Below are 17,373 nucleotides of genomic sequence, written 5' to 3' on the forward strand. Positions count from 1 at the left end.
TGAACAAAATCCCTGGTTTATGTCATCACTGTCCATCGCTGTGCACAATCTACACCTAACAGTTAAAGACCGGTGCGTAGCGCTCTTCACGTTTTTTGAAGTGGATGGGTGCCATGGGGACTTTTTCACCGTTCACGAAGATATCGGGAAATGTCAGGGTGAAATCGTCCATATCGCCTTGCCCCAAAGCGGTACCCGGTTCCTCGCTGCTGTAACGCGACCGGGGATCAAAGCCGGTTTCAAGTGGTTTGATGCTGAGCTGATAGGTTTTGCCCGACGCCAGTTGCACGGTGACCAGTGGCGACGCGGCGCTGACCCACAACGGCGTGTCAGCTTCCCTCGCCGAGGGATAAAGCCGGCCGAACAGGCGCAATTCGGTGCTGGTTGAGCCGTCTTTCGCGGTCGGCGAGGCGACATACACTAATACGTGCACACCGTTGAGTTCGGCAGAGAGTGGAGCGAAGCTGATAGCCGCCTTTGGGCCCGGGCAGGTGCGATAGAGCACGGCGTTTTGACCAACGCTGGATTCGGGGTGCAAATAGGGGCCGGTGCTGCATCCGGCCAGAAGGGCCAGCAGAGCATAGAAAACGTAGCGTTTCAAAGGAACCACTCCATGGTGGATTGAGGGCGCTGGCTGCCCGGGCGGGCAGTTTTTCACATTTACCCCGGCAGTGCTTTGATACTATCGCTCTCCGTCGTCACCAGGAGTCACCGCCACATGCAACACCAGTGGGATGAAATGCACCGTACCCGCAAGCCCACGTTTGTGTTGTGTGGCGAGCCCCAGGGGGATGTGCTCAATCTCTATGTCCATGGCTATTCGGCATTCTTCAGCCAACAGCAACTGGGCAACTTCTCGCAGCAACTGGCAACCATCGAAGGCTCGACCAACCTGATGCTGTTCTGGCCGGCGGGGCACTTCCTGGAAAACCTGTTTGCACCGTTCAAGGATGTGATCGCTTCGATGCTCGGCGGTGGCGCCCTGGGTGCGGCGACCATCGGGGTGGGCAAGGCGATTGCCTATTTCCTCGACCACTACAAAAGCGTCGAGGCGCGGGTGGATGAGGTCGCCAAAAGTCTGCTGCCCGAGTTAGCCAATTACCTGCACGGCGAGTCGATCAAGGTGCGGCAAATCAACCTGATCGGCCATTCCCTGGGCGCGCGGCTTCTGGTCAAGAGCCTGCTGGCCAGCCCCGAAGTGGCGCGTGAATTACCGCTGAACAACCTGTTGCTGATGGGCGGCGCGATTTGTACCTCCAGCCCTTGGGACCTGGTGTCGGCGCCGCTCAAGGGACGGGTGATCAACTGCCATTCGAGCAAGGATTGGGCGCTGGCGCTCAAGCCCGACACCGAGCGTTGCATCGGCCGTTATGCCATCCCGCTGACGCCTGCGCTCAAGGCCAAGGTCGCCAATGTGCACCTGGCCACTTTCGACCATGCCGCTTACTGGCCTCAATTGAAAACGGTGGTGCAGTACACCGACCTGTTGCAGGAGCGCCGGGGCATGATCCGCGCCGATCAGCGCAGCCCTGAAGTGCGCTTTGCCGAAGAGGATGTCGACCTGTTCCCGCTGCTGGTGCAGGCGCGGCCGGAGGAGTTGAAGTTCTTCGCCGAGCTGATGGCGCAAAAGCGCAGTGCCTCGATCGACGCCACAGTGCGCGAGCCCTTGAAGCTGGCCATCGAGTTGCAGCGCATGGGCGGCGACACCTTTATGAACCTGGCCCGAGGGTATGGCGTGAGCTATCGCGAAATCGCCCAGGACGTCGCGCAGCGGGTCGGCATCAAGTTTGATGAACCGATCGAGAAAGTGGCCCTGGCGGATCTGGAACTGCAGATCGCCGAGCGGCTGATCGAGCAATACAAGGACAAACTCAGCCAGGCCGATCGCCAGGTGTTCGAGGCGGAACTGAAGGCTGCGGCGCAAAAGGAGCAGGGCTTTTTCAATCGTTTCGATGTCGGGCGTTCAGCCACCACCGCCCTGAGCGGCACTGCGTTGGCCGGGTTGACCGGGTTTATCCTGCGCCGGGGCGCGGCCACGGCCATTCCTGTGGTAGGGCAGGCGCTGGCGGCGGCGATGCTGCTGGTCTCCGGCGTGCGGGCGTTTTCCGGGCCGGCGTATTCCATCACCACCCTGGCGGTGCTGGTGATCGGGGTGATTCGCGAGCGTCTGGAGCGTGAGGCACTGAACCAGGAGATGGATCTGGTGGTCCAGGTGGTAGAGGCATTTGATCTGCCCCGGGAGACGGTGATGCGTACCGTCGCGTCTGACTGATAAGCTGCGTTCACGTCTTGTGTGAAAGCCTGGTACCCCGCGTGAAATTCAGCCTGCCAAAAATCGCTACTGCACCGTTCTGCCCGCCGGAAGTCGCCGGTTCCATCGTCGTTGATCCCCGTGCGTCGTTTTTCAAGCGCGTGCTGAAGTTCGCCGGCCCCGGCTTGCTGATCTCCATCGGCTACATGGACCCGGGCAACTGGGCCACCGCCATCGAGGCCGGTTCCCGCTACGGCTACAGCCTGTTGTTCGTGGTGCTGCTGGCCAGCCTGGCGGGGATGGCGGTGCAGTGCCTGTGCTCGCGGCTGGGCATCGCCACCGGCAAAGACCTCGCGCAGCTGAGCCGCGAGCGCTACAGCCGGCGTTCGTCGTTCGTGCAGTGGATCCTCGCGGAAATCTCGATCATCGCCACCGACCTCGCCGAAGTCCTCGGCTGCGCCCTGGCGTTTCACCTGTTGCTGGGGGTGTCGCTGACCACCGGGATTGTCATCACTGCCTTCGATACGTTGCTGATCCTGGCCCTGCAAAATCGCGGTTTCCGCCGTCTGGAAGCGATCATGCTGGCGTTGGTGGCGACCATCGGCGTGTGTTTCTTTATCGAGCTGGTGCTGATCAAGCCTTATTGGCCCGACGTGTTCCGTGGTTTCACCCCGTCGCTGTCGGCCATCAGTGATGCCGCACCCTTGTACCTGGCCATTGGCATATTGGGCGCCACGGTGATGCCCCATAACCTGTACTTGCACAGCTCCATCGTGCAAACCCGGTTATTCGGCAAGGACCTGGCCAGCCGCCAGGATGCGGTCAAGCTGGCGCGTATCGACACCATTGGCTCACTGGCGCTGGCGCTGCTGGTGAATGCCGCGATCCTGGTACTGGCTGCTGCGGCTTTCCACCAGACCGGCCACACCGACGTGGTGGAAATCCAGGACGCCTATCACCTGCTCGACCCGTTGGTGGGTGGTGCCTTCGCCAGTGTGCTGTTTGGTATTGCGCTGTTGGCTTCTGGCCAGAGCTCCACGTTCACCGGCACCATCGCCGGGCAGGTGATCATGGAAGGCTATCTCAACCTGCGCATTCCCTGCTGGCAGCGACGCCTGATTACCCGTGGCCTGGCGCTGATCCCGGCGTTCCTCGGTGTGTGGCTGATGGGCGACGATGCCATCGGCAAGCTGTTGATCCTCAGCCAGGTGGTATTGAGCCTGCAGTTGCCATTTGCGTTGTACCCGCTGATCCGCATGACGGGGGACAAGCGCCTGATGGGGCCGTTCGTGAACAGTGTGCCGACGCGGCTGTTGGCTTGGAGTTTGTTTGTGGTGATCAGCGGGGCGAATGCCTGGCTGATCGGGCAGTGGTTGTTTTGAGCGAAGTGATTTACGTCAAGACGGCCAATGATGTGTATTTCGCCACTATCGGGTCGGCGGTCACTAACTTCATCGGCTCAATGATAGCCGTCGCAATGATGAGCCGATCAAACGGGTCTCTGTGATGGTGTTCAAGGTCCTTGACCGCGATGGCGTGCTCCGAGGTTATGGGCAGTTCCACGTAGCCGCTTTCCAGGCAGTATTCGCGAATTTCGTCCAGGTTGACGTTGAGCTTCCCGAGCCCGACCTTTATCGCCAGCTCCCAGAATGTGGCGGCACTGACGTAAATTTCAGCCGCGTTCTCGATCAGCTTTCTGGCCTTCGCTGACAGTTTTGGATCATCGCTCAGGGCCCAAAGCAGGATGTGGGTATCCAGCAGTATTCTCATGGATGGTTTCCCTCAAACGCATCCAGCATGTCGTCTGGCAATGGCGCATCAAAGTCATCCGGCACCACCAGTTTGCCCTTCATTGCGCCGATTCGCCGGCCTGTCGGTTTCCCGACAGGAACAAGGCGAGCCATCGCGCGCCCATGCTTGGCTATGGTGATGATTTGGCCGGCGGCGGCATCATCGACCAGTTTTGATAAATTATTTTTTGCTTCACCCAACGGTACGGTAATCATTTGGTCTTCCCGAGGTTTTGGCCAAATATAGCCAAAATTTCGTAAGCAGGCAAAGATCAACCGACTGCTGGTGGAAGGTGATTTTTGCGGGGACGATTGTAGGTTTCCGAACGGGTAATGACTGGCATCCATGACGTCTCTCCTGAAGGAATTCGTCGAAGTCTGCCCGAATGCAAGAGGTTTTTGACCCATGTTTTGGAAAATCAGATCGGACTTACTTAAGGGGGGACTTTTCCCGACAGTGCGGGCCGAATAGTTTCCCACGGTTACTCAACGGTCCCAGTACGGCACGGCCCCAAAACACTCGACGAAGTAGTCAATCACCGTCCGCACCTTCAACGACAGCCGCCGACTGCCCGGCCACAGCGCCGCAATCTGTTGCGGTTCCAGGGTCGTCGCCACTTCATAGTCGGTCAGCACCGCCTGCAGCGTGCCGGCACGCAGCCCTTCGCCGATCAACCAGGATGGAAACACCACCAGCCCCAGGCCCTGCTCGGCGGCGTGGGTCAGGGTGTCGGCGTGGTTGCCGGTGATCGGGCCCTTGACGCTGTAGGACGTCCAGTCGTCCTGGTCGTGGCGGAAGAACCAGCGTTGTTGGCCGGTGACGCCCTTGTAGGCCAGGCACTGGTGGTTCACCAGTTCGTCCGGATGCCGGGGCGTGCCGAAACGCTCCAGGTAGCCAGGGCTGGCTGCAAGGCGGAAGCGCTGCGGGGCGAAGATTCGCGCCTGCATGCCGGAATCGCTCAGTACGCCAATGCGGAACAGCAGGTCGGTGCCGTCTTGCAGCGGGTCGACGTAGGTGTCGGTTTGCTGGATATCCAGTTGCAGCTTCGGGTAGCGCCGGCACAACTCCCCGAGCCACGGCGAGAGGTGGCGCTGGCCAAACACCATCGGCGCATTGATGCGCACCAGGCCGCTGGGTTCGCTTTCCTGTTCCTGCAATGCCTGGCCGGCGACTTCCAGTTGCTCCAGCATCAACCGCGCATGATGCCCAAGCAGGCGCCCGGCTTCGGTAGGGCTGACCGCACGGGTATGGCGGTACAGCAACTGTTGGCCAAGGGCCTGCTCCATCAACTGGATTTGCCGGGAAATGGAGGAGGGTGCCAGCCCTTCACGGCGTGCGACTTCGGAGAAACTGCCGTAGTCCAATACTGCGACAAACAGGCGAAGCGCCTTGAAACTCAGTTCGTTCAAGCCCTGCATCATGACTCCGTGCTGTGCGATTTGCGCAAAGGTGTTGTCGGCATGCTCCCATTTATCGCACAGCAGTGCCACCGGATAATGCGCGCCATTGTTCCTCTCTCTAACGCGCAGGTGATGTATGCAGGCTTCTTCAGTGGCGGGTGTGGCTCAGGCCAGGCCCAAGACGTTTCTTCGGTTGTTGCTGTTGCCGCTGGTGATTTTCGCCGGCATGGGTTTGTCGGTGGAGGCCGGCTTGCTGGGCCCGCTGGGTGTGCAGGTCGGCCACTTGTGGGCGACCTTGAGTATCTTCGGGGTCGGCTCGGCGATCCTGTTTTTGCTGTTGCTGTTCAGCGGCCCGCAAAAAGGCCCGGCGTTGACCGACCTGCCGCGCTGGCAGCTGATCGGCGGCTTTCTGGGGCCGATGTACGTGGTGGTGTTGACCCTGGCTACGCCACATATCGGCATCGCGATGACCATGATTGCAATCTTGTCGGGGCAGGTGGGCAAGAGCGTGTTGATCGACCACTTCGGCTGGTTCGGCACCGCCCGCAAGCGGGTCAACGTTGAGCGCTGGATTGCACTGGCGTTGATTGTGGTGGCACTTGTTCTGATTGCGCGAGGTTAAGTCAGATGAACCTGATTCTATTGTTGGTGTTGGTGGTGGCCGCCGGTGCGGTATTGAGTGTGCAGGCCGCCATCAACGGCCGCCTGGGGCAGGCGGTGGGCGTATTGCGCAGCAGTCTGCTGACCTTCGTGGTGGGTGCGGTCAGCACCGGGTTGCTGATTCTGTTCTTCGAGCCAGCCCATGCCGTCAGCCTGCTGGATGTGCCGAAGTGGCAGCTGACCGGGGCGTTGTTCGGGGTGGTGTACATGATGGTGATGGTTGGCGCGGTACCGATTGTCGGCACGGCGGTAGCGACGGTGGCGGTGATTGTCGGGCAGTTGGGCATGGGCATGTTGATCGACAACTTTGGCTGGCTCGGCAACCCGGCCATCGAACTGTCCGGCAGCCGGATCGTGGCGATGCTCTGCCTGGCGTTGGCCCTGGTTTTCATGTATCGCAGCAACGCTCGTCGGGCTGACTGACGGGCCTTTGAACCTTGAATCATTGCCGATAGTCACTGCTTGAGGTGCTGGCGTTCGCCACACCTGGACGACCATCAAAAGGAGTCTGACCATGCAAGAGAAAACATGCGCCTGCCCCCACTGTAAGTGCCAGTTGGGTACAACCGCGGTGATGAAGGATGGCAAGGGGTATTGCTGCCAAGGCTGCGCCGAGCATCATGCCCATGGTGAGCCTTGTGCTTCGGCGACCGGGTGCGAATGCGCCAAGTCCGCCCACGGCTAACGCGAACGACCTGTAGGAGCGAGCTTGCTCGCGAAAAACCTGAGAACGGCGCGGGGCACCAGATGCCCCGCGTTATCGTTAACGACCTTCGCGAGCAAGCTCGCTCCTACAGGTTTCAAGCGGTTTTCACGCGTTGGGGCGCGCATCCGAGCGGCGCCACTGCACGTTTTCGATGCCGAATTTCTCGGCCTGGGGCTGGCTCGTTTTCTTCACCTGCTCCCGGGCAAAGCGCCCGATGCGGCCTACACCGGCATCGCAGCTTGCCCAATGCCAGGCTTCGGCGTTGTCGAGTTTTTCCAGGCGGATGATGAACGACTTGGGCTGGCCATGCAGCGTGTAGTCGATCACGAAAAGTTTTGCGTTAGTCATGGATCCGTTAACCCTCCCTGTGTCTTTAAGTGACCCTCCTGACGCGGTAAAAATTCACTCGGATTATCCGCCGCAGGTCTTATCATGCCTCTCCAGCCCTGAATGATGTGCCCTCCATGGCCCTAGCCGCGCCGCCCGACCTCAGCAATCACGCCGTCCCCGTGCAACCCTTGGCGCGTACCTACCCACGCGGGTTGTACGTCGAGCCCCATCAGCACGATTGGGGCCAGTTGCTTTACGCCATGAGCGGCGTGATGTGGGTCGACACACCCCGGGAAGCGCTGGTGGTGCCGCCCCAGCGCGCGGTGTGGCTGCCGCCGGGTGTCGAGCACGGGATTCGTGTGGTGTCGGACTTGCAGATGCGCAACATCTACCTGCGCCCGGCGCTGGCGGTGACCCTGGACAGCCAGGTGCAAGTGATCGAGGTCGGCGGGCTGCTGCGCGAACTGATCGTGGCGCTGGTGGAGCAGGGCGATCAGGGGGACCAGGCCTACTACGAGGCCGTGGTCGGCCTGGCCCTGCTGGAACTGCAACGGGCCCGGCGCTCGCCGATCCGCATTGCCTTGCCTGTGGGCGCCGATCGGCGCCTGACGAGTGCCTGCCAGGCGGTGATGGCGTCGCCTTCCCTGGACATTCCCTTCGAACAGCACGCCGAAGCGGCCGGTGCCAGCGTACGTACCCTGGCCCGGCTGTTTCAGAACAGTCTGGGCATGGGCTTTGCCGAGTGGCGCCGCCAGGTGCAGTTGGCCACCGCCGTGGCCGAGTTGATCCAGGGCCAGCCGGTCAGCGCTATCGCCCGTTCCCTGGGGTATTCGCCGAGCAGTTTCAGCGACATGTTTCGCCGCGAACTGGGGATGGCGCCGTCGCAGTATCCCGTCTGAGGCTTGGCCGAAATTCTGAAGCAGTTGGCCGATGCTTCGGATTTGGCTTCCCTACACTGCCCGCATCAACCCTTGCTGCGGAGTGTTCCATGAATTACCTGATTTCCTTGGCCATCGGCCTGTTGGTCGGCGTGATTTACGGTGCCCTGGACTTTCGCTCGCCCGCGCCTCCCGCCATCGCCCTGGTCGGGCTGATGGGCATGTTGATGGGCGAGAAGCTCTGGCCCATGGGCCGGCAGATGGTCAGCGCCTGGCTCTCCTGAAACCCTTTTTAACCTCGATGGATATTGGCCATGAAAGCACTGCAATTTTCCGCCACTGGCGATCTCGCTGCCCTCGCTTACGTCGACGTCGCCACCCCGGTGCCGGCGGCCGGTGAAGTCCTGGTGCAGATCAAGGCCGCCGGGTTGAACCCCAGCGATGTGAAGAACGTGCTCGGGCGTTTTCCCTACACCACCTTGCCACGCATTCCCGGGCGGGACTTTGCCGGGGTGGTGGTGGAAGGTCCGCAGGAACTGGTCGGCCAGGAAGTCTGGGGCACCGGTCGCGACCTGGGTTTTTTCGCTGACGGTTCCCACGCCCAGTACCTCACCGTGTCGGCCAAGGGCGTGGCGCATAAGCCCAGCCATCTGAGCTTTGCCCAGGCCGCCAGTCTCGGCGTGCCGTACACCACGGCGTGGGATGCCCTTGAGCGCAGCGGTGTCGGCAAAGGCAGTCGCTTATTGGTGATTGGTGCCAATGGAGCGGTAGGCAGCGCGGCGTTGGCCCTGGCGAAGATTCGTGGGGCCCAGGTGCTCGGGGCCGTGCGTCGGCCGGAACAGGTCGAGGCCTTGCGCGAGCAGGGTTTCGAGGGGCTGTTACTGGGCCAGCCGGAAGCGCTGGGAGGGCAGGTTAATGCGCTGTTCGGTACGGGCGCCGATGTGATCTTTGACACCACCGGGTTCTGGTTGCCGGCAGCGGTGGCGGCACTCGCACCTTTTGGCCGTATCGCAATCATCGCCGCGCCGGTTGACGGGCACGTGCAACTGCCGGCACTGGCGTTGTACCGCAAGGGTGGTTCGGTGGTGGGGATCAATTCGTTGCTCTACAACTGCGAACAGTGCGCGGTGATGCTGGAGCAATTCGGGCGGTTCTTCGATGAGGATTTGCTGCCGCTGCCGACGGGTTTGCGGGAAGTGTCGCTGGCTGAAGGCGTGCAGTGCTTTGAGGAAGTGAACCAGGGCAGTGCAGACAAGATTATCTTCCTGCCCTGACCCGCTCATTGTGGGCGCGGGCTTGTGTGGGAGCGGGCTTGCTCGCGAATACGGTGTGTCAGCCAATACATTCGGCACTGATCCACCGCTTTCGCGAGCAAGCCCGCTCCCACATTTGATCTTTATTCAGGCTTCGGGAACGCCTTTTTCCCACGCCGACCAGTTCTTCAGAATCGCCTGTACCAGCGGATTGCCGGTGCGATACAGGTTCTCCAGCGCCGGCACGAAACCGCCCTGGTCTGCGTACTTCAACAGGTTGTCCACTTCACTGTAGCCCGGGTACGGCCGATCAAAGTCGGAACCGGCCCGCACCACCGCCAGGCGATTGATGTCCACCAACCCTTCACGACTGGCTCGCAGCAACGCCTCATAGGTGGAGTTGTCTTCCTGCTGGGTGGTGCAGTACACGCCTTTATTGTCCGTCAGCAACTTGGTCCAGACTTCGGCGCGCTCACTCAGGCGCGTCCCGGAGAACCAGGTATTGCCCGCCAGGGTGTCGCACTGGGTGACCTGCGGCGGCTGATTGGCCGGTGCGTAGGGATAGTGTTTGCGCCAGGCCGTGGACTCCTTGCTTTCACTGAGTTCGACTTTCTGCGACAGCGCAAACGCCTTGGCTTGCAACTTGGGATTGAGCTCGAACACCTCGGTCTTGTAGTCCAGTGGCGGCTTCTCGTTCGGCCCCTTGGTATTGATGCCGATGTAGCCGGTCGGCCAGTCCTTCGGCGCGTCCCGTGAATCCAGCTCCCACTGGGTACCGAATTCCACCAGGTAATGTGCCCACGCGGCGGTGCCGATGGTGCCGTGGTGCGGGTTGATCCCGGCAATCCCGGCGATCAGGAAGTAGCTCTGACGCAGGTCGAACTTGGGCGACAACGCCAGTGCCAGGGTCGAGGCGGCGGCGTTGGTCTGGCCCATGCCGGTCACCAGCAGGCACACGTCCTGGGTGTTGCAGCGGATCACCGGATACTCGGCCGACAAGCCCGGCACGCGCACTTCCTGCTTGAGTTCCAGACGGTCGATCCAGTTCTGCGCCTCGGGGGCGAACATGGTGATCAGCATCACCTTGGGCTTGATCGGGGCCGGTGCATCGGCCAGCACGACCTGCGGCAACAGCGCCCCGGCGGCCAGGCCGATGGCGATTGAAAGGCGGGTAAAGGTCTTCATCTACTGCTCCTTGTTCACACTCAGAATTGATAGCCCACGCCGGCGTAGTAACCCCAGCCGTTGGAGCGGGCGCGGAAATTACCGTCGCCAAAGTTCAGCTCGCTGCCGTCTTCCCAGTTGCCGCCGTTGTGGAAGTAGCGGCCGACCAGGGTGAAACGCAGGTGAGTGAACGAATACAACAGCACGTTTGTTGCAACCAGGGAGTTGGCGGTGCGCGCAGGGTTGTCTTTATGCAGGTCCGAGCCGAAATCGTAGTTGGTGAAGCCGATATAGGTCAGCGACGCACCATTGTCGAAGCTGCCAATGGGCACGATGTATTTCATCTGCGCCCGGTAGCCGTCCCACGAATACTCGTTGCTGGCGCCATAGTTTTCCCACTGGTAACGGCCATAGAAGTTGGCCGACAGGTTGACCCGCGAGTGGGTCTCGATGTCGGTGCCCAGGCCGCTGTACAAGGTGTTGGCGCGGTTGTCCTTGTTGCTGCCGTGGTCGTAGATCCAGTCAAACGCCACATACCACTCTTTAAACGGCCCGATAGCCAGACTGCGGCCCGCCAGGTAGTCAATGGAGATACGCGGTTCGTGCTCCATGAACACTGGGGAACCGTGGTCCCACGCGCCTTTGTCATTGCTGTTGCCGATGCCGAAGATCTTCGGGATGTCGACGTAGCCATACAGTTCGAACGGGCCCTTGCGGCCGAAGTATTCGTACTCCAGGTACACGTCATCGGCGGGTTTGGGGCCGAAGCTGATGTCTTTGCTGCCGATTACCGTCAGGTCCTGGTTGAACCAGTCCGACAGGTACACGCCTTTTTTGGAAGGGCTGGCTTCCGGGGCCAGGGTTTCGCCCTGTGCTGAGTCATCGGAGGGTTTTTCCTGCGCCAAAATGGGTGCGCTGAGTACTCCCGTAACGGCAGCCAGTAGCAGGGAAACAGCAAAAGGGGTGGCCGACGCGGGCCGTCTGGAAGTGGGTTGCATTGAAAATCCCTGTTCTTACGCGGTTGTGGCCCGATTCCTCGGGTTGAGGTGAACCTGGTGGCCAAGTTCGTTCCGCAAACGTTTGCACAGGTTGTACCAATTTGTGTCAATTGCATGAAGGAATTGAGAAAAGTGCGATTTAGTCGGCCTTTTGGTCAGAAACGTAACGGAATGGGTAAAGGCGTGTGTGGCATCCTGCAGGACCTCGCACTGGGAGTCGCCCGATGTTCGATCACTATTTGAAACGCTGGAACCTGACCCCCGAGGGTGACGCCATCATCACCCCCGGCAGCGACCTGCTGCCGGTGCGCTGGGACGGACAGCCGGCGATGCTCAAGATCGCCCGCGAGCCTGAGGAAAAGCTCGGCGGCGAGTTGATGACCTGGTGGGCCGGCGAGGGCGCTGCCCGAGTGTTTTTGCATGACGGCGTTGCCGTGGTGATGGAGCGCGCAACCGGCCCGGGTTCGCTGATGCACATGGCCCTCAATGGCCAGGATGATGAAGCCAGCCGCATTGCCTGCGCCACCGTGGCGTTGTTGCATGCGCCGCGCCCGTCGCCACCGGCGGGCTTGCACTCATTGGAGCTCTGGTTCCGCTCCCTGTGGCTCGCCGCTGAGGGTAAAGGCGGGCGGATACGCGAGTGTGCCGCCACGGCCCGCAGCCTACTGGCTTCACCTCAGGAACCGGTGGTGCTGCACGGTGATGTGCACCACGACAACATCCTCGACTTCGGCCCCCGGGGCTGGCTGGCGATTGATCCCAAGCGGGTGACCGGCGAGCGCGGCTATGACTACGCGAATTTGATCTGCAATCCGGATTTGCCCACTTGCACCGATCCGGCGCGATTTGCACGCCAGGTCGAGATCATCGCCGGGGCTGCGGGCCTGGAGCGCCAGCGCCTGTTGCAATGGGTGGTGGCGCACGCCGGTTTGTCGGCGGCGTGGTTTCTGGAGGATGACCAGCGACACCGCGCCGATAGGGAGCTGGAAGTGGCGCGTCTGGCTCAGTGCGCCTTGGTAAACGGCAGCGCCTGATCACCGTTGCGGTTGAACAGGTACATCGCGGTTTCCCTGCGATACTCGCTGGGCGTCTGGTTCATCTCGATGCGAAAGTGCCGGTTGAAGTTGGAGAGGTTGGCGTAGCCCACTTCAAAGCAGATATCGGCCACCGACATTTCGCTTTGCAGCAACAGGCGGCAGGCGCGCTGCACCCGGAACTTGCGCATCAGGTCGATAAAACCGTGGCCGGTGACGCGCTTGAAGAACCGCGAGAAGCCTGGCTCGCTCATGTCCAGCCGTTGGGCGATCACCGACAACCGCAGGTCGCCGGTCAATTCCGTCATCAGGTAGTCGAAAGCCTTGTGAATGCGCTCCGAGCTGCGGGCATCCAGGCTTGGCGTGTAGCAGGCGCTGGCCAGGCAATGGGCTTCCCCCGACGGCGCCTGCATCAAGGTGTGCAGCAATTGGATGAACAGAATCAGGCGCGCCAGCCCCTGTGCTGGGCCGATGGATTCCAGCAGTTGCGCGGCCTTCAGTGCCGTCTCGCCGGTGAACTCCAGGCCGCGCCGGGCACGGTCAAACAGGCCTTGCAGGTCGCCCAGCTCAGGCAGCGTGGTGCGCAGGGCCAGCAGCGCGGCACCGTCGAACTGCAACACCACATCGCGCCCCGTCAGGTATTCGCCCGGGGCCAGGTCGCCGATCCAGTCGTGGGGCAGGTCGGGGCCGATCAGCGCCACATGGCCGGCGCCAAATGCACCGATGTAGTCGCCCGCCACCAGCTTGCCGCTGCCGTGGCGGATCAGGTGGATTTCGAATTCGGGGTGATGGTTCCAGCGGGCGAGCTCGAACGGATAGTCATGTTCGTACCAGCGAAAGCCATGCTCGGGCTCGGCAAGAATCACTTCCAGCTCGGCGGGGCGCTGCTCGAAAAGGGCGGATCGGCTTGCAGGCATGGGCTTGGCCCTTCTGGGCTTTTTGGAATGGCACCAAAATACGCCCTTTGTCCAAGTAGCCGCTACCCCGGGTTTTGCCCGCCACTGATACTTTTTTGATCTTGGCGATGCGGTTAAAAAAGTATCAGCCGGGCATCCGCCAGTCGTTTGTCCGGCCTTGGGCAAGCTGCTGTAATCGGGCCGTCAACAACAAAAACAATAAGTGGAAACCGCCATGTTCAAGATTCCGAAAGCGCTGTTCCTGCTCTCCGGCCTCACACTCGCGATGGCCGCCCATGCTGCCGAAACCGTGACCATCGCCACGGTCAACAACAGTGACATGATCCGCATGCAACGCCTGTCCAAGGTGTTCGAACAGCAGCACCCCGAGGTGAAGCTCAACTGGGTGGTGCTCGAAGAAAATGTGCTGCGCCAACGCCTCACCACCGACATCGCGACCCAGGGCGGCCAATTCGACGTGCTGACCATCGGCACCTACGAAACCCCGCTGTGGGGCGCCAAACACTGGCTGGAGCCGATCACGCCACTGCCTGCCGATTACGACGTGGAAGACATCTTCCCCGCCGTGCGCCAGGGCCTGTCGGTGAACGACACCCTCTACGCCTTGCCGTTCTATGGCGAAAGCACCGTGACTTATTACCGCACCGACCTGTTCAAGCAGGCCGGTCTGACGATGCCGGAACATCCAACCTGGACCCAACTGGGCGAGTTCGCCGCCAAGCTACACCAGCCCGCCAAGGACCAATACGGCATGTGCCTGCGGGGCAAGGCCGGCTGGGGTGAAAACGTCGCGCTGCTGAGCACCATGGCCAACGCCTTTGGTGCGCGCTGGTTTGACGAGCAATGGAAACCCGAACTGACCAGCCCGGAATGGACTGCGGCGGCAAACTTCTACGTCAACACCCTGAAGAACTACGGCCCGCCGGGCGTCTCCAGCAACGGTTTCAACGAAACCCTGGCGCTGTTCAACAGCGGCAAATGCGCGATCTGGGTCGACGCCAGCGTCGCGGGCTCCTTCACCACCGACAAAACCCAAAGCAAGGTCGCCGACAGCGTGGGCTTTGCTGCCGCGCCGACCGAGGTCACCGACAAGGGCTCGTCGTGGCTGTACGCCTGGTCCCTGGCGATCCCGGCCACCTCCAAGCACAAGGACGCCGCCAAAGCCTTTATCACCTGGGCCACTTCCAAGGAATACATCCAGCTGGTGGCAGACAAGGAGGGCATCACCAACGTCCCGCCGGGCACGCGCCAGTCCACCTACAACGCGGCGTACCTGGCCGCGGCGCCTTTTGCCAAGGTGACCTTGCAGATGATGCAACACGCCGACCCGGCGCACCCGTCGGCCAAACCCGTGCCGTACGTGGGCATCCAATACGTGACGATTCCCGAATTCCAGGCCATCGGCACCTCGGTGGGCAAGCTGTTTTCGGCAGCGCTCACCGGCGGCATGACGGTCGACAAGGCACTGGCCGAGGCGCAGTCCACCACCGAGCGCGAAATGAAACGCGCCGGCTACCCGAAATAACCACCTCAGGGACACTGCATTCATGAAGCGACTGGAAGGTAAAAGCGCGCTGGTCACCGGCAGCGCCCGAGGCATTGGCCGGGCGTTTGCCCAGGCCTACATCAACGAAGGCGCCACCGTCGCCATCGCCGATATCAACCTGGAACGGGCCCGGGCTACCGCCACGGAGCTGGGCCCGAAGGCCTACGCGGTGGCCATGGACGTCACCGACCAGGCGTCCATCGACGCCGCGATTGCCGCCGTGGTGGCGCAGGCCGGCAAGCTCGACATCCTGATCAACAACGCCGCCTTGTTCGACCTAGCCCCCATCACCGACATCACCCGCGAAAGCTTCGACCGGCTGTTCTCGATCAACGTCGCCGGTACGCTGTTCACCTTGCAAGCGGCGGCCAAGCAGATGATCAAACAGGGCCATGGCGGCAAGATCATCAACATGGCCAGCCAGGCCGGGCGCCGGGGTGAAGCGCTGGTGGCGGTGTACTGCGCGACCAAGGCGGCGGTGATCAGCCTCACGCAGTCGGCGGGGCTGAATCTGATCAAGCAGGGGATCAATGTGAACGCCATCGCACCGGGCGTGGTGGACGGTGAGCATTGGGACGGGGTAGACGCGATGTTTGCCAAACACGAAGGGCTGCCGCTGGGCGAGAAGAAAAAGCGCGTGGGGGCCGAGGTGCCGTTTGGGCGGATGGGCACGGCGGAGGATTTGACCGGGATGGCGATTTTCCTCGCGTCCAAAGAGGCCGACTACGTGGTTGCCCAGACCTACAACGTCGACGGCGGCAACTGGATGAATTGAGCGGGACGCAGCTCCTCGAACCACCGCAGATCAAAAAAATGTGGGAGCGGGCTTGCTCGCGAATGCGGAGTGTCAGTCGCCGGATATGCTGACTGATACACCGCATTCGCGAGCAAGCCCGCTCCCACAGTTTGATCTTCATTGCTCTGGGAAGGGGGCTTGGTCTTATTCGGCAAAGCTGCGATCAAAGAAGTACACCGCCCCAGGCTTCAGGTTTTCCACTGTCGCCTGCGGCCGTCCGCCCTCGCCATGCTTCTTGCGCCCCGTCTCCCGCAAAAAGCCGGCCTCAGTCAACTTCAGCAACCGCTGGCGAATACTGGTCTTCAGCACCGGCCGCGCCAGCACCAGCGAAAAGATCGTCGTCGCCTCCGGTGCACTGAACTCATTGCCTAAAAACATCAACGGCAAGCTGCTGTACAGCGACTTGGAAAACAGCCTTTCCTGCACCGCCGCCACAATCCCGTTGTGATCGAACGGCAACTTGACCGCGCCAGCGGCCACCGCATCCAGCGAGAACCAGCGCTGATGCCCGGCCAGCGTCACATCGTCAGCCACAATCGCCAGGTAATAGGTCGACGACGACCAGCAGCGCGGATCGCGAAACGCATCACCCACCGTCCCCACTTGCTCATACCAGGCCAGCGCCAGGCCGACCTTGTCACTGGCCCGCAACCGTTCCACGGCATCCTGAAGGCTCAGATCTTGCACGCCGCCATTCACTACCACCCCCGGTAACGCCCAGTGCCCGGCGAAGGGCTCGGCTTCGCGCTGGTTGAGCAGGATCTTCAACTCCCCGGAGGCACGGCAATAGAACAGCACGCACAAGTCCACGGTGTGCAGGTAAGCGCTAAGGGTTGGGGCGTGGTCTGGCATGTCGGGTCCTGTGGGCAGCGGTGGGGCACAGTCTAACGGATCAAACGGCGATGTCGTGTACTCGATCCAGCATAGGTAAATAAATGTTTCTTGCTATGAAAGTACATGACGTGTACTTTTGTGTCCAGGCCACAGGAGAACACGACCATGACCGTCTCTAAAAACGCTATTGCCTCATTCGACGTCGACGCCCAGAAGAGCTTCACGCCACTGTGCCCCAATGAATTGCCGGTAGCGGGCGGTGACGAGATCGGCGCCGAGCTCAATTACATGGCCAGCCTCGCCGGGCGCCGTGTTGGCAGCAAGGATGCCCACACCCCACACGCACCCTGGGTCGTGCAGCAACACAGCGAGATGCTGCAACCCACCGGGCTGGTGCATGCCGACGTCACCTGGGTCGCCCACTGCGTACCGGGCACCGAGGGCTTCACCTTGCTGGACGAACTGCCCACGCCCTATGACTACGACTACTTCATCTGGAAAGGCGTCGAGCCCGACCTGCACCCCTACGGCGCCTGCTACCACGACCTCCACGACAAACTCTCCACCGGCGTCATCGAATACCTCTACTCCCAGGGCATCCGGCGCGTGATCGTCGGCGGCCTGGCGCTGGACTACTGCGTCAAGATCACCGCCTTGCAATTGCTGCAGGCGGGTTTCGAAGTGATCCTGCACCTGCCGGCGTGCCGTGGCATCAGCGAGGAGGGCGGCGTGCAGGCGGTCAACCATCTGCAACAAGTCGGTGTTGTGATTACCCGCAATCGGGAAGAACTGGCCGCGATGGCCGCGCGTTAAGG

General features: G+C 61.4%; 21 protein-coding genes. 12 read left to right on the forward strand and 9 right to left on the reverse strand.

Annotation, left to right across the window (positions count from 1 at the left end; all coding sequences use genetic code 11):
• Window positions 1–55: 55 nt before the first annotated feature.
• On the reverse strand, window positions 56–601 hold the full coding sequence (locus NVB75_RS32670; protein ID WP_258345128.1) for a hypothetical protein: 546 nt from the start codon (window positions 599–601) through the stop codon (window positions 56–58).
• A 117-nt stretch (window positions 602–718) separates the two neighbouring features.
• Here NVB75_RS32670 and NVB75_RS32675 point away from each other — a divergent pair, with 117 nt between their 5' ends.
• Window positions 719–2,272, forward strand: a complete 1,554-nt coding sequence (locus NVB75_RS32675) for a DUF726 domain-containing protein (protein ID WP_258345130.1) — start codon at window positions 719–721, stop codon at window positions 2,270–2,272.
• Between the two features lie 41 nt (window positions 2,273–2,313).
• Window positions 2,314–3,633, forward strand: a complete 1,320-nt coding sequence (locus NVB75_RS32680; protein WP_258345133.1) for an Nramp family divalent metal transporter — start codon at window positions 2,314–2,316, stop codon at window positions 3,631–3,633.
• Between the two features lie 10 nt (window positions 3,634–3,643).
• Here the strand turns inward: NVB75_RS32680 and NVB75_RS32685 are convergent, their stop codons facing one another.
• From NVB75_RS32685 to NVB75_RS32695, 3 genes are all read right to left on the reverse strand, one after another.
• Window positions 3,644–4,021, reverse strand: coding sequence for a type II toxin-antitoxin system VapC family toxin (locus NVB75_RS32685; protein ID WP_017479860.1), 378 nt, complete (start codon window positions 4,019–4,021; stop codon window positions 3,644–3,646).
• Window positions 4,018–4,389, reverse strand: a complete 372-nt coding sequence (locus tag NVB75_RS32690) for a type II toxin-antitoxin system Phd/YefM family antitoxin (protein ID WP_231988837.1) — start codon at window positions 4,387–4,389, stop codon at window positions 4,018–4,020. The genes NVB75_RS32685 and NVB75_RS32690 overlap by 4 nt, the downstream gene beginning before the upstream one ends.
• Window positions 4,390–4,527: 138 nt before the next feature.
• Window positions 4,528–5,460, reverse strand: a complete 933-nt coding sequence (locus NVB75_RS32695; protein ID WP_258348825.1) for a LysR family transcriptional regulator — start codon at window positions 5,458–5,460, stop codon at window positions 4,528–4,530.
• Window positions 5,461–5,578: 118 nt separating this feature from the next.
• Here NVB75_RS32695 and NVB75_RS32700 point away from each other — a divergent pair, with 118 nt between their 5' ends.
• From NVB75_RS32700 to NVB75_RS32710, 3 genes are all read left to right on the forward strand, one after another.
• Entirely contained in the window at window positions 5,579–6,064 is a 486-nt protein-coding gene (locus NVB75_RS32700; RefSeq protein ID WP_076016275.1) for a DMT family transporter, read from the forward strand.
• Window positions 6,065–6,069: 5 nt separating this feature from the next.
• Window positions 6,070–6,525: a DMT family transporter gene (locus tag NVB75_RS32705; RefSeq protein ID WP_017479864.1), complete on the forward strand. Its 456-nt coding sequence runs from the start codon at window positions 6,070–6,072 to the stop codon at window positions 6,523–6,525.
• Window positions 6,526–6,616: 91 nt separating this feature from the next.
• Complete coding sequence (locus NVB75_RS32710; protein WP_258345138.1) at window positions 6,617–6,787, forward strand: metallothionein; 171 nt, start codon at window positions 6,617–6,619, stop codon at window positions 6,785–6,787.
• Between the two features lie 126 nt (window positions 6,788–6,913).
• Here the strand turns inward: NVB75_RS32710 and NVB75_RS32715 are convergent, their stop codons facing one another.
• The gene (locus tag NVB75_RS32715) at window positions 6,914–7,156 is read right to left on the reverse strand and encodes a DUF6555 family protein (RefSeq protein ID WP_258345139.1); all 243 of its coding nucleotides are present in this window, start codon (window positions 7,154–7,156) and stop codon (window positions 6,914–6,916) included.
• Between the two features lie 116 nt (window positions 7,157–7,272).
• Here NVB75_RS32715 and NVB75_RS32720 point away from each other — a divergent pair, with 116 nt between their 5' ends.
• The 3 genes from NVB75_RS32720 to NVB75_RS32730 all read left to right on the forward strand — a co-directional run bounded on the left by NVB75_RS32720 (window position 7,273) and on the right by NVB75_RS32730 (window position 9,290).
• Window positions 7,273–8,037 (forward strand): helix-turn-helix domain-containing protein, encoded by a 765-nt coding sequence (locus tag NVB75_RS32720; RefSeq protein WP_258345140.1) that lies wholly within the window; start codon window positions 7,273–7,275, stop codon window positions 8,035–8,037.
• Window positions 8,038–8,126: 89 nt separating this feature from the next.
• Entirely contained in the window at window positions 8,127–8,300 is a 174-nt protein-coding gene (locus NVB75_RS32725; RefSeq protein WP_167663876.1) for a DUF1427 family protein, read from the forward strand.
• Window positions 8,301–8,330: 30 nt separating this feature from the next.
• Window positions 8,331–9,290: a zinc-binding alcohol dehydrogenase family protein gene (locus NVB75_RS32730; protein ID WP_258345141.1), complete on the forward strand. Its 960-nt coding sequence runs from the start codon at window positions 8,331–8,333 to the stop codon at window positions 9,288–9,290.
• Window positions 9,291–9,416: 126 nt separating this feature from the next.
• On the opposite strand, the gene NVB75_RS32735 is transcribed toward NVB75_RS32730, so the two are convergent.
• Window positions 9,417–10,454 carry a purine nucleoside permease gene (locus tag NVB75_RS32735; protein WP_177028320.1) on the reverse strand — a complete coding sequence of 346 codons (1,038 nt, stop codon included), beginning with the start codon at window positions 10,452–10,454 and terminating at the stop codon, window positions 9,417–9,419.
• 20 nt (window positions 10,455–10,474) lie between these two features.
• Entirely contained in the window at window positions 10,475–11,431 is a 957-nt protein-coding gene (locus NVB75_RS32740; protein WP_177070949.1) for a nucleoside-specific channel-forming protein Tsx, read from the reverse strand.
• A 224-nt stretch (window positions 11,432–11,655) separates the two neighbouring features.
• Between NVB75_RS32740 and NVB75_RS32745 the strand changes: the two genes are divergently transcribed.
• Window positions 11,656–12,465 (forward strand): aminoglycoside phosphotransferase family protein, encoded by an 810-nt coding sequence (locus NVB75_RS32745; protein WP_258345143.1) that lies wholly within the window; start codon window positions 11,656–11,658, stop codon window positions 12,463–12,465.
• Here NVB75_RS32745 and NVB75_RS32750 read toward each other — a convergent pair.
• A complete protein-coding gene (locus NVB75_RS32750; RefSeq protein WP_258345144.1) occupies window positions 12,435–13,382 on the reverse strand; it encodes an AraC family transcriptional regulator in 948 nt (315 codons plus the stop codon). The two genes, NVB75_RS32745 and NVB75_RS32750, sit on opposite strands and share 31 nt — an antisense overlap.
• 214 nt (window positions 13,383–13,596) lie before the next feature.
• Between NVB75_RS32750 and NVB75_RS32755 the strand changes: the two genes are divergently transcribed.
• Together NVB75_RS32755 and NVB75_RS32760 are read left to right on the forward strand one after the other, a co-directional pair.
• Window positions 13,597–14,907, forward strand: a complete 1,311-nt coding sequence (locus NVB75_RS32755; RefSeq protein WP_258345145.1) for a sugar ABC transporter substrate-binding protein — start codon at window positions 13,597–13,599, stop codon at window positions 14,905–14,907.
• 22 nt (window positions 14,908–14,929) lie between these two features.
• Window positions 14,930–15,703: an L-iditol 2-dehydrogenase gene (locus NVB75_RS32760; protein ID WP_258345146.1), complete on the forward strand. Its 774-nt coding sequence runs from the start codon at window positions 14,930–14,932 to the stop codon at window positions 15,701–15,703.
• A 165-nt stretch (window positions 15,704–15,868) separates the two neighbouring features.
• Here NVB75_RS32760 and NVB75_RS32765 read toward each other — a convergent pair whose 3' ends face one another.
• The gene (locus tag NVB75_RS32765; protein WP_258345147.1) at window positions 15,869–16,576 is read right to left on the reverse strand and encodes an NUDIX hydrolase; all 708 of its coding nucleotides are present in this window, start codon (window positions 16,574–16,576) and stop codon (window positions 15,869–15,871) included.
• 147 nt (window positions 16,577–16,723) lie between these two features.
• Here NVB75_RS32765 and NVB75_RS32770 point away from each other — a divergent pair, with 147 nt between their 5' ends.
• A complete protein-coding gene (locus NVB75_RS32770; protein WP_258345148.1) occupies window positions 16,724–17,371 on the forward strand; it encodes a nicotinamidase in 648 nt (215 codons plus the stop codon).
• Window positions 17,372–17,373 lie beyond the last annotated feature (2 nt).

The organism is Pseudomonas sp. CBS (assembly GCF_024734645.1).
Lineage (GTDB): Bacteria > Pseudomonadota > Gammaproteobacteria > Pseudomonadales > Pseudomonadaceae > Aquipseudomonas.

Coding starts and splice junctions, on each gene's coding strand:
- NVB75_RS32715 (WP_258345139.1), bottom strand. CDS start 7,156: ATGACTAACGCAAAACTTTTCGTGATCGACTACACGCTGCATGGCCAG.
- NVB75_RS32760 (WP_258345146.1), top strand. CDS start 14,930: ATGAAGCGACTGGAAGGTAAAAGCGCGCTGGTCACCGGCAGCGCCCGA.
- NVB75_RS32770 (WP_258345148.1), top strand. CDS start 16,724: ATGACCGTCTCTAAAAACGCTATTGCCTCATTCGACGTCGACGCCCAG.
- NVB75_RS32725 (WP_167663876.1), top strand. CDS start 8,127: ATGAATTACCTGATTTCCTTGGCCATCGGCCTGTTGGTCGGCGTGATT.
- NVB75_RS32735 (WP_177028320.1), bottom strand. CDS start 10,454: ATGAAGACCTTTACCCGCCTTTCAATCGCCATCGGCCTGGCCGCCGGG.
- NVB75_RS32730 (WP_258345141.1), top strand. CDS start 8,331: ATGAAAGCACTGCAATTTTCCGCCACTGGCGATCTCGCTGCCCTCGCT.
- NVB75_RS32700 (WP_076016275.1), top strand. CDS start 5,579: ATGCAGGCTTCTTCAGTGGCGGGTGTGGCTCAGGCCAGGCCCAAGACG.
- NVB75_RS32705 (WP_017479864.1), top strand. CDS start 6,070: ATGAACCTGATTCTATTGTTGGTGTTGGTGGTGGCCGCCGGTGCGGTA.
- NVB75_RS32720 (WP_258345140.1), top strand. CDS start 7,273: ATGGCCCTAGCCGCGCCGCCCGACCTCAGCAATCACGCCGTCCCCGTG.
- NVB75_RS32740 (WP_177070949.1), bottom strand. CDS start 11,431: ATGCAACCCACTTCCAGACGGCCCGCGTCGGCCACCCCTTTTGCTGTT.
- NVB75_RS32710 (WP_258345138.1), top strand. CDS start 6,617: ATGCAAGAGAAAACATGCGCCTGCCCCCACTGTAAGTGCCAGTTGGGT.
- NVB75_RS32685 (WP_017479860.1), bottom strand. CDS start 4,021: ATGAGAATACTGCTGGATACCCACATCCTGCTTTGGGCCCTGAGCGAT.
- NVB75_RS32750 (WP_258345144.1), bottom strand. CDS start 13,382: ATGCCTGCAAGCCGATCCGCCCTTTTCGAGCAGCGCCCCGCCGAGCTG.
- NVB75_RS32755 (WP_258345145.1), top strand. CDS start 13,597: ATGTTCAAGATTCCGAAAGCGCTGTTCCTGCTCTCCGGCCTCACACTC.
- NVB75_RS32675 (WP_258345130.1), top strand. CDS start 719: ATGCAACACCAGTGGGATGAAATGCACCGTACCCGCAAGCCCACGTTT.
- NVB75_RS32745 (WP_258345143.1), top strand. CDS start 11,656: ATGTTCGATCACTATTTGAAACGCTGGAACCTGACCCCCGAGGGTGAC.
- NVB75_RS32765 (WP_258345147.1), bottom strand. CDS start 16,576: ATGCCAGACCACGCCCCAACCCTTAGCGCTTACCTGCACACCGTGGAC.
- NVB75_RS32695 (WP_258348825.1), bottom strand. CDS start 5,460: ATGCAGGGCTTGAACGAACTGAGTTTCAAGGCGCTTCGCCTGTTTGTC.
- NVB75_RS32690 (WP_231988837.1), bottom strand. CDS start 4,389: ATGGATGCCAGTCATTACCCGTTCGGAAACCTACAATCGTCCCCGCAA.